16 protein-coding genes are annotated in these 13,955 nt (G+C 29.9%); 5 read left to right on the top strand and 11 right to left on the bottom strand.

The features are described from left to right. The first annotated feature begins 26 nt into the window (after positions 1-26). From atpE to atpG, 5 genes are all read left to right on the top strand, one after another. Complete coding sequence (gene atpE / locus IUY40_RS14460) at positions 27-230, top strand: ATP synthase F0 subunit C (protein ID WP_039113322.1); 204 nt, start codon at positions 27-29, stop codon at positions 228-230. Positions 231-310: 80 nt separating this feature from the next. Continuing rightward, complete coding sequence (locus tag IUY40_RS14455) at positions 311-802, top strand: F0F1 ATP synthase subunit B (RefSeq protein WP_195737576.1); 492 nt, start codon at positions 311-313, stop codon at positions 800-802. Between the two features lie 4 nt (positions 803-806). After that, the gene (gene atpH, locus IUY40_RS14450; RefSeq protein WP_195737575.1) at positions 807-1,340 is read left to right on the top strand and encodes an ATP synthase F1 subunit delta; all 534 of its coding nucleotides are present in this window, start codon (positions 807-809) and stop codon (positions 1,338-1,340) included. Positions 1,341-1,379: 39 nt separating this feature from the next. Further along, positions 1,380-2,957, top strand: a complete 1,578-nt coding sequence (atpA, locus tag IUY40_RS14445) for a F0F1 ATP synthase subunit alpha (protein ID WP_195737574.1) — start codon at positions 1,380-1,382, stop codon at positions 2,955-2,957. A gap of 92 nt (positions 2,958-3,049) precedes the next feature. Next, on the top strand, positions 3,050-3,910 hold the full coding sequence (gene atpG / locus IUY40_RS14440; protein ID WP_195737573.1) for an ATP synthase F1 subunit gamma: 861 nt from the start codon (positions 3,050-3,052) through the stop codon (positions 3,908-3,910). A 193-nt stretch (positions 3,911-4,103) separates the two neighbouring features. On the opposite strand, the gene IUY40_RS14435 is transcribed toward atpG, so the two are convergent. The 11 genes from IUY40_RS14435 to IUY40_RS19500 all read right to left on the bottom strand — a co-directional run bounded on the left by IUY40_RS14435 (position 4,104) and on the right by IUY40_RS19500 (position 13,643). Next, positions 4,104-4,739, bottom strand: a complete 636-nt coding sequence (locus tag IUY40_RS14435; RefSeq protein ID WP_195737572.1) for an ATP-binding cassette domain-containing protein — start codon at positions 4,737-4,739, stop codon at positions 4,104-4,106. Positions 4,740-5,712: 973 nt separating this feature from the next. Continuing rightward, positions 5,713-7,887 (bottom strand): peptidase domain-containing ABC transporter, encoded by a 2,175-nt coding sequence (locus tag IUY40_RS14430; RefSeq protein ID WP_195737571.1) that lies wholly within the window; start codon positions 7,885-7,887, stop codon positions 5,713-5,715. Between the two features lie 130 nt (positions 7,888-8,017). After that, complete coding sequence (locus tag IUY40_RS14425; RefSeq protein ID WP_195737570.1) at positions 8,018-9,160, bottom strand: HlyD family efflux transporter periplasmic adaptor subunit; 1,143 nt, start codon at positions 9,158-9,160, stop codon at positions 8,018-8,020. Positions 9,161-9,497: 337 nt separating this feature from the next. Next, positions 9,498-9,953 (bottom strand): CPBP family intramembrane glutamic endopeptidase, encoded by a 456-nt coding sequence (locus IUY40_RS14420; RefSeq protein ID WP_195737569.1) that lies wholly within the window; start codon positions 9,951-9,953, stop codon positions 9,498-9,500. A gap of 849 nt (positions 9,954-10,802) precedes the next feature. Then, complete coding sequence (locus tag IUY40_RS14410; protein WP_195737567.1) at positions 10,803-11,012, bottom strand: hypothetical protein; 210 nt, start codon at positions 11,010-11,012, stop codon at positions 10,803-10,805. A 272-nt stretch (positions 11,013-11,284) separates the two neighbouring features. Then, the gene (locus tag IUY40_RS14405; protein ID WP_195737566.1) at positions 11,285-11,455 is read right to left on the bottom strand and encodes a hypothetical protein; all 171 of its coding nucleotides are present in this window, start codon (positions 11,453-11,455) and stop codon (positions 11,285-11,287) included. An 11-nt stretch (positions 11,456-11,466) separates the two neighbouring features. After that, positions 11,467-11,655 carry a hypothetical protein gene (locus IUY40_RS14400; RefSeq protein ID WP_195737565.1) on the bottom strand — a complete coding sequence of 63 codons (189 nt, stop codon included), beginning with the start codon at positions 11,653-11,655 and terminating at the stop codon, positions 11,467-11,469. Between the two features lie 343 nt (positions 11,656-11,998). After that, positions 11,999-12,388 carry a hypothetical protein gene (locus tag IUY40_RS14395; RefSeq protein WP_195737564.1) on the bottom strand — a complete coding sequence of 130 codons (390 nt, stop codon included), beginning with the start codon at positions 12,386-12,388 and terminating at the stop codon, positions 11,999-12,001. Between the two features lie 327 nt (positions 12,389-12,715). Beyond that, positions 12,716-13,204 (bottom strand): CPBP family intramembrane glutamic endopeptidase, encoded by a 489-nt coding sequence (locus IUY40_RS14390; protein WP_195737563.1) that lies wholly within the window; start codon positions 13,202-13,204, stop codon positions 12,716-12,718. A 77-nt stretch (positions 13,205-13,281) separates the two neighbouring features. Beyond that, complete coding sequence (locus IUY40_RS14385) at positions 13,282-13,452, bottom strand: hypothetical protein (RefSeq protein ID WP_195737562.1); 171 nt, start codon at positions 13,450-13,452, stop codon at positions 13,282-13,284. 38 nt (positions 13,453-13,490) lie between these two features. Continuing rightward, positions 13,491-13,643 (bottom strand): hypothetical protein, encoded by a 153-nt coding sequence (locus IUY40_RS19500; RefSeq protein WP_229335567.1) that lies wholly within the window; start codon positions 13,641-13,643, stop codon positions 13,491-13,493. Positions 13,644-13,955: the final 312 nt, after the last annotated feature.

Raw genomic sequence — 13,955 nt, 5'->3', positions numbered from 1 at the left:
ATTATTAACTATATAAATTTATTATTATGGTATTAGCTGGAATCGGAGCTGGATTAGCTGTAATTGGTGCAGGTCTTGGAATTGGAAAAATTGGTGGATCTGCAATGGATGCTATTGCTCGTCAACCAGAAGCTGCTGGAAAAATCCAGACTGCTATGATTATTGCTGCTGCACTTATTGAAGGGGTTGCTCTTTTTGCAGTAGTTGTTGCGTTGATTACAAACGCATAATTAAAATCTAAAACTTCCTGTAGCGGTTGGCTTCAGGAAGTTTTTTAAAAAAGACAAACAAATTTTAAATATATAATGTTATGCAATTAACTTCACCAGAAAGTTTAATTTTTTGGACAACAATTATCTTTATTGTTTTCTTCCTTCTAATGGCAAAATTTGCTTGGAAACCTATATTAGGTGCAGTAAAAAGCCGTGAAGAATCTATTAATGAAGCTTTAGCATCTGCAGAAGCTGCTCGTAGAGAAATGCAGAATTTAACTGCTGATAATGAGCGTATCTTAAAAGAAGCTCGTGCAGAACGTGATGCGATGTTAAAAGAAGCTCGCGAAATGAAAGAGCAAATTATAGCTGAATCTAAAAATGAAGCACAAGAGCAAGGTCAAAAATTAATTGCCCAAGCAAAAGCAGCTATCGAAAATGAAAAGAATGCAGCTATGGCTGAATTGAAATCACAAGTTTCAACTTTATCATTAAGTATTGCTGAAAAACTATTGAAAGATGAATTATCTAACAAAGAATCTCAAACTAAATTAGTTGAGAAAATGTTAGATGACGTAAAGTTAAACTAATATTATGGCAAGTACAAGAGCAGCAATTCGTTATGCAAAAGCAATTCTGGACTTAGCAAACTCTAAAGGTGTTGCCGAAGTTGTTAATAACGATATGAAATCGATTGCTTCAACAATTGATATAAATGCAGAATTGAGTATCTTTATCCAAAGTCCAACTATTAAAGTTGAAATTAAAGAAAGTACTCTTTTAGAAGTTTTCGCAGATGTAAATGTAGTAACCAAAGGGTTATTTCATTTATTGTTCGAAAATAAAAGATTCGAAATTCTAGAAGCAATTGCACTAGAATATAATAAGTTATTTGATGAGAGCATTGGTGTTGAAGTAGCAAAAGTTACAACAGCAATTCCAATGGATGCCGCTTTAGAAGCTAAAGTTTTAGCTAAAATTGCAACATTATCAGACAAGAAAATTACAATTGAAAATAACGTAGATGCTTCAATTATTGGAGGATTTATTTTAAGAATAGGCGATAAGCAATATAATGCATCTGTTGCAAACAGATTACAAGTATTAAAAAGAGAGTTAAGTAATTAGTTTTATTACACATAAAAGTGTCTAAATAATAAATTTAAGATGGCGGAAATCAAACCTGCTGAAATTTCAGCAATATTAAGAAAGCAAGTAGAAGGTTTTGAATCTGGTGCTACGCTAGAAGAAGTAGGAACAGTACTTCAAGTTGGAGACGGTATTGCTCGTATTTACGGGCTATCGAATGTACAATATGGTGAGTTAGTTGAATTTGAAAACGGACTTGAAGCTATTGTATTGAACCTTGAAGAAGATAATGTTGGTGTGGTACTTTTAGGACCATCAACAGGAATCAAAGAAGGATCTACAGCAAAAAGAACACAACGTATTGCTTCTCTTAAAGTAGGTGAGCAAATGGTAGGACGTGTAGTGAACACTCTTGGTTTTCCAATTGATGGAAAAGGACCAATCGGGGGTACATTATATGAAATGCCTTTAGAAAGAAAAGCACCAGGAGTTATCTTCCGTCAGCCAGTAACAGAACCATTACAAACAGGTATTAAAGCTGTTGATGCTATGATTCCAGTTGGACGTGGACAACGTGAGCTTGTAATTGGTGACCGTCAAACAGGAAAATCTACTGTTTGTTTGGATACTATCTTAAACCAAAAAGAATTTTACGATGCAGGAAAACCTGTATTTTGTATATATGTTGCAATTGGGCAAAAAGCTTCAACTGTAGCAGGAATTGCTAAAATGTTAGAAGAAAAAGGGGCAATGGCTTATACAGTTATTGTTGCAGCAAATGCTTCTGATCCAGCTCCAATGCAAGTTTATGCTCCTTTCGCAGGTGCTGCAATTGGAGAATATTTTAGAGATTCAGGTCGTCCAGCACTTATTGTGTATGATGATTTATCTAAACAAGCTGTTGCATACCGTGAGGTTTCTCTTTTATTAAGAAGACCACCGGGACGTGAAGCATATCCTGGAGACGTTTTCTACTTACACAGTAGATTATTAGAGCGTGCTTGTAAAGTAATTGCAGATAATGGAATTGCTAAAAACATGAACGATTTACCAGATTCACTTAAATCAATCGTTAAAGGTGGTGGTTCATTAACGGCGCTACCGATTATTGAAACTCAAGCTGGTGACGTTTCTGCATATATCCCAACAAACGTAATTTCGATTACAGATGGTCAAATTTTCCTTGATGGAGATTTGTTTAACTCTGGAGTTCGTCCTGCTATCAACGTAGGTATTTCAGTATCTCGTGTTGGAGGTAATGCACAAATTAAATCTATGAAAAAAGTATCAGGTACTTTAAAATTAGATCAAGCGCAATTCCGTGAATTGGAAGCGTTTGCTAAATTTGGTTCTGACTTAGATTCAGTTACTTTAAACGTAATCGAAAAAGGAAAAAGAAACGTTGAAATTTTGAAACAAGGTTTAAATGACCCTTATACAGTTGAAAACCAAGTAGCTATTATTTACGCTGGTTCTAAAAACTTATTAAGAAACGTTCCTGTAAATAAAGTAAAAGAATTTGAAGCAGATTTCTTAGCATACCTTAACAGCAAACATAAAGATACTCTTAATGCGCTTAAAGCAGGTAAACTTGATGATAACATTACTGATGTTATTGAAAAAGTAGCAAAAGAAATTTCAGCAAAATATAACTAATAAGATAATTGGATAATTAGATAATTAGAAAAATCTCTTAGGTTTATCTAATTATCTAATTGACTGATTCTCAAATTTTCTAATTAGAAAAAATGGCAAATTTAAAGGAAATCCGTAATAGAATTACTTCCGTTTCATCTACGATGCAGATTACATCGGCGATGAAAATGGTTTCTGCAGCTAAGCTTAAGAAAGCACAAGATGCAATCACAGCGATGCGTCCTTATGCCGAGAAATTAACGGAATTATTACAAAATCTTTCAGCAACACTAGATGGTGATGTTGGAGGAGATTTTACAACACAACGTGAGGTAAAAAAAGTATTGCTTGTAGCGATAACTTCAAATAGAGGTTTATGTGGTGCATTTAATACCAATGTAATAAAGGAAGCAAAAGCACGCTCTGAATTTTATGCCGGAAAACAGGTTGATATTTTTCCTATAGGTAAAAAAGGAAATGATGTATTAGCTAAAACTCATAAAGTTCACGGTCATCATAATGCAATTTTTGATCATTTGACTTTTGATAACGTTGCTACAATTGCTGATAAATTAACTGAAAAATTCTTGTCAGGAGAGTACGATAGAATTGAATTGATTTATAATCAGTTTAAAAATGCGGCGACTCAAATTGTACAAGTAGAACAGTTTTTACCATTAGCTCCAATTAAATCTGATGTGCCTGTTTCAACAGGAGATTATATCTTTGAACCTTCGAAAGAAGAAATCGTGTTGACTTTGATTCCAAAATCATTAAAAACACAATTATACAAAGGTATTCGTGATTCATTTGCTTCAGAGCATGGTGCACGTATGACTGCAATGCACAAAGCAACAGATAATGCAACTGAGTTAAGAAATCAATTGAAATTAACTTATAATAAAGCGCGTCAAGCAGCCATCACAAACGAAATCTTAGAAATCGTTGGTGGAGCGGAAGCTTTGAAAGGATAAGGAAAATTTTTAATTTTTCAAATCTTTAAAATTGCGAAGCTTTGAAAGGATAAGGAAAATTTTTAATTTTTCAAATCTTTAAAATTGCGAAGCTTTGAAAGGATAAGGAAATAAAAAGTATATATAAAGAGCCGATAAGTAAATTGTCGGCTCTTTTTTTGTCAATATTTTTGGAATTTGTGAGAGATAAATTTTATTTTAAGAATAGTTCTTCTTCAATTTTAAAAAATTGCTCTTTTTCAAATTCTTTAATAGCAGTATTTTTTATTAAAAAAATTTTGTTACAATCTTTATACAGAATTTCCAAGATATGTGAAGAAATAAGGATAATACTGTTTTTAGATAACTCTCTAATGTAATTCATTAATAGATAATTAGATTCTAGGTCAAGACCATTAAAAGGTTCGTCAAAAATATAAATGGGATATTCTTTTTGAAATACGGCATTCATATAGGCCTTTTTTTTCATACCAGTAGAAAATGTTTTGATGAGCTTATCTTGTGCTACATCAAACAAATTTGATTTATTTTTAATTTTAAGATTTAATAATTCTTTATAAAAATCTGAAAATTCAGTTGCTGTAAGTTCATCATATATGGGTACTTCAGTAGGGAAAAATGCTATTTCGTTATGTTTTATGGTTGAGTTTTGATACGATATTGTTCCTTGATAGTTTACAAGCGATGTAATTATTTTGAAGAAAGTCGTTTTTCCTTCTCCATTTTTCCCAACTACACCGTAAATTCCATTTTCTGAAATTGAAAGATTAATATCTTGCAAAACAGTTTTATTTCCAAATGCTTTCTTTTTGATATTAATTTGTAACATATTTCAAATTGTTTATTGTTTTTATAGACTTATAATATAAATAGGGCAAGATTAAAAAGGGTAATCCAATAGGAATATTTATAATAAATAATGCTAAAAATAGCTGTTGTAATAATCCATTTGAAAAAAAGCTATACTTAAAAAGTACATTTATTATGGGTAATACAAAAACGAGAGTTATAAATAGTAATAAATCCCATTTTTTGAATATTAAAAAGCATAAAATGATAGCGCAGCTAATTATTAAGGTGTTATAGAATGTAGTTTGAATCTGTTTTATAAGATATTTTCTAGAATCAAATGAACTCATTTTGATATAAATTAAATCCTCTCTATTAAAAGAAGGCAGGCAGGCTATAAAGGAGACTAAAAATAAGCTTGCAATATTTAGATTATTATTATGATATTGATTTCCCATTACGTTTAAGAAGATAATCAATGGGATAAAAAGAATGAGCTTGTTTTTTCTAAAACTAATATGCCAGAAAGGATCAAATAATCTGAAAGGGTATCTTATAATTTTGACTCCTATTTTACTTATTAGAATCAAGAAATAAAGTATTATAAAATGAATTATAAGAATGTCCCATCTTTGGTTTATTACATAAATGAATATAAATGGGGAGCTATAAATTAGATATTCTAAGAACAATAAAAGACGATAGTTTTTATTGACTTTTAATAACTCAATATCTTTTCTGTTTTGGTGGTAAAATGCTAATTCCAAAGTCGTTATTAAAAAGTAATAACTGTACTTTGGAAATAATTGATTTAGAAAATAAATAATAATAGCATAAAATAGTAGGAGTAAACCAATGGCCAGATAATCATCCTTTGGTAGGATTTTCCTAAATCGTATTACAATTAAATACTTTACTATTTTTATCATGTTTTAATTTAAATAGGGAATAATTTATCTTTAAGTGTTTCTAAATTTACTATTTCTCTTGAGATAAGCTACTATTTTTAAATATTATAACAATCCCTGTTTATTCCATAAATCAAAATATTCTCCTTTTTGATTTAATAAATCGATATGATTTCCTGATTCGATGATAGCACCATTTTTCATTACCAAAATAGTATTCGCATTAGCAATAGTACTTAATCGATGTGCAATAACAATAACTGTTTTCCCTTGAGACTTAAAATTATCGATAACTTCTTTTACAGTTTTTTCAGAATTGGTATCTAGTGAGGATGTTGCTTCATCCATTAATAGAACCTCAGGATTCTTATATAAAGCCCTAGCAATTGCAATTCGTTGTTTCTGACCTCCTGAGAGCATGGTGCCATTTTCTCCGATTTGTGTTTCAAAACCGTTTGGTAATTTTTCGACAAATTCAGTTATTCCAAGTTGTTTAGATAAGTCCAAAACACGTTGAATGTTTGGGAAGGAATCACCTAAAGCAATGTTTTCGATAATATTTCCTGAAAATAGATTGAGTTGTTGCGGAACTACGCCAACGTAATTTCTTAGACTTTGGTAATGGATAAATTGTGTATCATATTCGCCAATGTAAATTTTGCCTTCTTTTATAGGATATAAATTTTGCAGCAAGGAGATTAATGTAGTTTTACCGCTTCCGCTTTCGCCAACAATAGCCGTTGTTTCATTTTTCTTGAATACTGCATTGAAATTTTTAAAGACTTCAACTCGTGAGCCATAACGAAAGGAGACATTTTCGAATTTTATGTCCCCTATATTTTCTCTTTGCAGCTCCACTTTATTTTCTGTTTCTTCGCGTTCCAGATCCATTATCTCAAAAAGTCTATCGGCAGCAATTAGTGCATTTTGTGCTGTTTTGTTCATGCCAATTAAAGAAGCAACAGGCGAAGTAAAATAACCAATCAAGGCATAAAAAGAAAATAATTCCCCTGGAGTAATGGCTCTGTCTATTACATATCCGGAGCCAATCCACATTAAAATAACGGTGAATCCCGAAGCCAAAAATTGGGTAGATGTATTTGCGAAAATTCCATTTAGACCAGATTTATAGCCCGTAAACAATAGTTTTACAAATTTGTTTTCCGTTTTTAAATTGGAATATTCTTCGATTCCAAATTCTTTTACGGTTCTTATATGAGTAATACTTTCGACTAGCTGAGTTTGCAGTTCGGCAGCATTTTCCATAATGTTTCGTTCTACTTTCTTATTGAATTTATTCAAAACAAAATAGATTGCTGCATAAAATGGAATTACGAGTAGGATTACCAAAGCCAGTTTCCAATAATAAGTAAACATCAACGCAAAGGAAAAAACGACAATAAAAACGTTTACAATCATTTCAATCGCTACTTCATTTATAAACGAACGTATTTTTACGGCATCATTTATTCGGGAAGTAATTTCTCCTATTTGCATCGTGTCAAAGAAACGCTGTGGCAAATGGAGTAAATGCTTGTAATAGCCGAGTATTAATTTAGCATCAATTAATTGCCCAGTTTTCATTACAAAGATGCTTTTTTTGGAACCAATATAAGCCTGCAGTACTATGATCGCAATCATTGATACGCTTAATAGATTAAGTAAATTTCGATTGCCATCAACTAAAACATAATCGGTTATTTTTTGGATATAAATAGACATTGCCAATCCCAAAACGGTAAACAGTATCGCACCAATGAGGGCTTGGATTAAAATGGTTTTGTGTGGTTGTATCAAATGCCAAAACCGTCTTATAGGAGATGTCTTTTCATTATACACTTTAAAGTCATCATTCGGAGCAAAAAGAATTAATACTCCAGACCATACTTTTTGAAAGTCTTCAAATGTATAGGTTTCCATTTTACCCAAACCAGGATCCATTACTTGTATGGTTCCCCCTCCTTTGGAGGGGTTAGGGGAGAATTCAACTTTATAGACAACCACATAATGATGCAATTGTTCTTTTGTAATTATATGAGCAATGGCAGGAAGTGGGATTTTATCTAAAGAATCTATTCCACCTTTTACTCCTTTGGCGGTAAAGCCCATTTTTTCGGCAGCTTCAATAATCCCTAGGACATTAGTACCTCGCTTATCAGTATTAGCATATTGTCGAATCCTTGCTATAGGGAGATTAACTTTGAAATGGTTTCCAATAGAAGCCAGACAAGCCGCACCACAATCTTTAATATCATGTTGTTTTATTTTTATTGAACTCATATTTATTGTGATTAGAAATTAACAGTTAGAAATTAGTAATTTTGATATTCTACAAATTAATTTCTTTATGAAAAAATGATAATGTTATTAGTTTCCATAATTAAAAAATTAAAAGGAACATTAGCAATTACTAATTACTACTTGCTAATTGTTTAGGGTTAAGCCAATCATCTACTTTATCGAATAATAAATCAAACAAGCTTCTTCTGGTAATGATGTATCGTGTAGTGAGTGTCATTCCTTTTGAAACATTTGTTTTGTAACCCGATTGTAACTGCATCGTTGTTGAATCCAATGTGCTGCGTACTTTAAAAAAGGCCTGTTCTCCTTGCATGGTAATATTTCGATCGATATCAATTACTTTTCCTTCTAATAAACCCCACTGATTGTAATTAAAGGCATCCAACTGAAATTTTACTTTCTGATTCTTTTTTATAAGTCCAATATCATTTGGAGAAACATTACTTTCGACAATAAGATGATCTGCTGCCGAAATTGATGCAATAGGTTGTGAAGCATTTATATAAGAGCCTATCTGAATACCCGAAAAACTTTCAATTGTACCAGAAATAGGTGCTAAAACGATGTAATTAGTTGATTCGGTATTTATTTTGGCAACAGTTCCGTTCAAGTTTTTTAATCGTTCTTCCAGCTCTCTTTTTTGATTTTCCCAAGTAGCTTTTTGTTGGGTGATGTAGCTTTGTAATGCCTGATTAGCAAAACGCAATTCGTATTCATCTTTTTCGAATTCGGCCTTTGCAATGATATCCTTATTATACAAGCTTTTATTTCGATTGAAGTTAATTTGTGCTTGTGCCACTTTACTCTGCAATTCATTTTTTCGGGCTTGAAATTTGGATAAATCTTCTCGAGCAGTAGATGTTGCTATAGGAGTCGTTTTATTTTGCAACAGGTAAGAAATGTCTTTTAGTAATGCCGAAACGGAGCCTGATAAGCTGTCTTGTGTTTTTTTATCACTTTCCAGATTTTGCTTGGAAATTTTTATAAGGGTGTCGCCTTTTTGTACAATAGCATTGTTTTTAAGTGACAACCAGGTCACACGGCCACTTACTATAGTTGAAACAGGAACATTATCGGTAGTACTACGGATAATACCACGACTCTGACTACTAATATCGACTTTAATTATTGGTAATAAAACCAAGAAAACAATAATTGCCAAAACGAGAGCCAAGTATATGGATATATTCTTTGTTTTGTTTTTTGCAATAAGATTCTCGAGGGTGTTTATTGGATCTGAACTGAAGTTCATGATTTAAATTTATTAGTTGGTTTTATTTAAAAAATAGTCTTGTTTTCTTTTGTCAAAACTATGTCAAACCATGTATTGAAAGCAAATAATCGTTATCGAGATTCGGGAATCCCGATACTATTTTCAGGAATTATAATACAATTGTACTTGTAAATAGTGCTGTATATCAATTAAGGCATAGAGTTATAATAGCTTACCCCTAATAGGTTTTAAAAACAGATAAGAGTATTGGGATATTGCCTTAAGAAAAACGCGATACCAGTTTAGTTTTACTTCAAAAACATGAAAAGATTGAGGATATCTTTAATTGAAAGTTGTAAATAAAAGAGGAAGAGGATTAAACTACGAATAAATAACCATATAAGTTATAAGCTGAATGCAATAAGACAGTTAGAATAAAAAAAAGTCGTGTTTCATTTTTTCTATCTATATAATATTTGTTTAGTAGAATGCCTGCAATAAAAGTCATTACAATATAAATGGGGTGGTAGAGGTGTGTTAATGAAAATAATAAACTAGGGATTGTTATTTTTAAAAAATAACTTCTAACTTTTAATTTTTCTAATATTTCGTTTGGTGCAAATTGAAAAATTAAGGTTTCAAGAATAGGTGCTAAAATTACAACAATAACAAATTTCACTAAACCTGAAAAGTCTTTTAATCCATTTTCAGATTTATTAGAATAATTAAAATAGGTATCATTAATCCAATTGAAGAAATAGCCATTTAAAATGGCAACAATTAAATAACTAAAAAACGTAATTAGTTTAGAGTAAATACTTTTATTTTTCATACTTCGTAATTACAAAATTAAGAAAACAGAACTATTATTAGTTTTGTTTTTACTAATACGGTTTTCTGGAGTATTTATTGGGGTCAGAACTGAAGGTCATAGAATAATTACGTATTGAGTGTCTTTATAATAAAAATCAAAGAATTGGATACGGAGTGAATTAGTGTTACGTACAAAAAAGCAGATAACCAATTTGTTCTTTCTTTAAAGTAACAAAAACTTGTTGCGAGAAAAATCCCTGCAATTGTTGTGAAAATAAAATAATGATAACTATAAGAATGCGACAACCCAAACAATAGGGAGGATAATAGTATTGCTAATTGCTTTTTATATTTTCTTTTGTAACTTTCATAGATTTGATATATAATCAACCATTGAAAAATGAATGTCTCAAAAAGAGGTATAATAAATGCAACAAAAAAATAAGATTTAAAATCGATATTAACAGAATTGGTGTTTTGTTTGCCTAAACTTATTCCTGTAAATGCATTCACTAAATAACTAGATACAATAGACAATAAACAAAGGGATAATCCTAAAAGAATAGATTGTAGTACTAGCTTGATTGAAAATTTCATACTTTTATTCATTGCTTTTTCAAAAAACAGAAAGAATTACTAATTTTTTCGTTAGATGTTATATATTCCACGAAATTATTTCGTAGGATTAGATTTCTTTCTAAAAAAAGGAATAATTAAATCAAAGATAAGTAGGGCAACTATAAGAAAGTAAAGAATAGGTTTTTTGTATATAAAGTCTATATGAAAAAATACAATTGATAATCCATAGAGAATAGTAATTACGTAAAGTGCGATTCTAATTTTTTTCATTTTATGTAATATTAAGGGTTTAAATAAGTTGATTTTTTTCGTTCTTTTTTTTATCAAAATACAATTTGATAAATACAAGCGCAATTAACAATCGGTAGCCTCTATAAACCCATAGATCAACATCCCAAAAGAATAATTCATGCGAGTGACGTGTATCAAATAATGAATAAAAGAAGTCTATTGTGAATAGCACACCTATAACAAGATAAAAGTTTTTTGAAAATTTCATTATAATTAATTTAAAGCTTTAGAAAAGTTAGTTTTACTTATAAAGTATAGCTGTGGCAACGAAACCAATAGACCTTTAAGAATATATTATTTCATTATAATAAAAAGCAGTGTAAAGTTTTTTTACACTGCTTTTATAACACAATAATCTCTTATAAACGTTTAAAATAAAGCATTTAAAATCCTATAAAGTAAAATACCAACTAGAATAGAAAGTGTTATTTTAATTAACTTTTTTGTGTTTAGTTTCATTTAAAAGGGATCTTTAGTTTATTATATGTGACCGTGAGCACCATATTGAGCATCAGATTCCATTGCATTTCCAATTACTGCTGCCATATCGCCTAACCAAGAAAAAAAACGTCTAGTTAATTTATCTCCACCAGAAATTGAAATTAATTCCTCATTTTTTAATTCAATAACATTTATATCGGATATATTCATTTTTGTATTTTTTATCTGTTTCTACCTTCGCTATATGCTTTTTCAAATGCTGCTACATTTCCATTCCAATCTTCTACAATGCTATACATAAAAGATCCTGCCATAGAACTTATAACCCAACCTAAATAGGGATTTCCTCCCTCAACGGTTTCCACTTCCTGAGCATTAAGCTCAACTAAATTTAAATTATCTAAATTCATGATTTGTTGTTTTTAAAGTTAAACATTTTGTATTTGTAACAAATGCATTCTCGAGAAATTTGTTGTGATTTTTTATATTCTTTATTCCGGAAGCTATAAATTCTCTATGCTCTGTTTTTTATAGGGTTACATAACAGCTGTATTATTTCCTCACAATTGGCCAAATTGTAATTCTAGAAAAAGAGTGCATTTCAAGTAACGTCTTACTAAAAAACAATCTCATTTTCTTTTGTCAAAACTAAGGTAAACAATGTATTGAAAGCAAATGCTCATTATCGAGATTCGGGAATCCCGATATTGTTTTCAGGAATTATAATACAATTGTACTTGTAAATAGAGGTAATCAATTGGATTCTTTCTTTAATATATTAATTTTTGATTGAATTTCAAATGAATATATTAAAGACATCTTTTCATAAAACTGATATAATTCAAGTATTTTTTTAGATTGTTGTAATCGTATTGATGTATCTTTCTCGAGTGAAAATCTAAAAAACAATAAATCTGCAAAATCTTTAATATTATCCAAATTTGTACTTCCAATTATTTCTAATATTTCAGAAGATTCTTTTTCTAAAAGGGACTGTGTAGAATGATTAAAAGTTTTTAAGTTGAATTCATTTATATAGTCAACAATATTGTCTATTTCTGATGGCTTTTGCTTCGTCAATGCCATTAAAAAGTCTGAAAATTTCTTAATGTTTCTGAGAATTAAGTCTTTATTCGTTTGCATTATGTGTTTTTATAATTAAGATATTTGTTGTATTGGTTAAAATGAATTTATTTTTAGGTCTTCAAAACTGTATTATATTTCAATATAAATAATAAATTTATTGTAGAAGAGATAGTTAATATCCCCTCGATATTATTTGAACGAGCCAAAGCTTTACTAAAAAAACACTACTTTTTCTAATATAAAAATTGCTATTGCATATAATAAGATATAATAATTTTTCTAGTTTTCATTTGATAATAATTTGATTTTCAGATAAAACCTGAAATATATTGAAAAACAGCTATTCAAAAGTTTCTTTTTTAAATTCTAATAAGTTTGTTGCACTTATGAGTTGAACACAGCATTTAATATAAATGCAATACCATTATAAATAGAATGAGCCAAAAAAGTATAAAAAATTCCTCTTTTCGTAATACTCCCAATATAATATATTGTTGAGAAAATAAATCCAGTTATAAATGCAAAAACAAAATATAAAACATTGTATGTATGAGATAAACCGAATAGGAAAGCCGAAATTATACAACTTATAAATGGTGTAAGTTTTTTGTTGGCAGTTTCAATGATTGCATATTGATACAATAATGTTTCAAAAAATGGACCTACAATGATAATCCAAATTGCTTGTTCTCTTAAGGAGGAACCCAAATTATTTTTAAAACCTTCTGAAATAGTTTTGTTTAAAACAGAATGTGAAATAAAAGAGAAAAGGAGTGATAGCAGTAAATTAAAAACGACAGCAAATAAAATAAGATTCCATTTCTTTATTTGATTACTACTTATTTTTAAACAAAAATCATTATATGCATTCATTATTTTCCTTTTAAGAAAGCTGATTGTTACATGTAACAATCAGCTTTAGTGTAATAATCAAGAAATTTATTAATTATTTATGCAAAACGATTAGCAGATCCAGAGACACCTCCGTTTCCAAAAGATTCTAATCCTCTAGCAACAACACCTATGACATAAGCGACATCTTCCCATAAATTGCTACCTCCTAGTATTTCTTGATTCTCTAAAACAGTAAGTTCTGTTAAATTTAAATTTTCTAAATCCATTTTTTATTTTTTTAAGTTATTTTTTAAATATTTGAAAGTTACCACTGTTTATTGTAACCTTCTTTAAAGCCTTTTTTTACATCTCCCCAATGATCAGCTAGTTCGTATAAAAACTCAATCCAATTACCCCCTTCAACTTCTTGTACTTCTTGAGCATTAAGCTCTACTAAATTTAAATTATCTAAATTCATAATTTTCAAGTTTTTTAAAATTAAACATTTTTTGTTTGTAACAAATGTATCTCGAGAAATTTGTTATGATTTTTTACATTCTTTATTCCGGCAGCTGTAAATTCCGTTTGCTTTGTTTTTTTGAGGATTACAAATTAGCTTTATCAAAATCCTGTGCTCTATTTTTTTATAGGGTTACATAACAGCTGTATTATTCCCTCACAATTGGCCAAAATTGTAATTTTAGAAAAAGAGAGTATTTCAAGCAACGTCTTACTAAAAAAAACAATCTCATTTTCTTTTGTCAAAACTATGGCAAACAACGTATTGAAA

The organism is Flavobacterium sp. ALJ2 (assembly GCF_015594725.1).
In the GTDB taxonomy this organism is placed as follows: Bacteria; Bacteroidota; Bacteroidia; order Flavobacteriales; family Flavobacteriaceae; genus Flavobacterium.
This window is presented reverse-complemented; position numbering and strand designations above follow the sequence as displayed.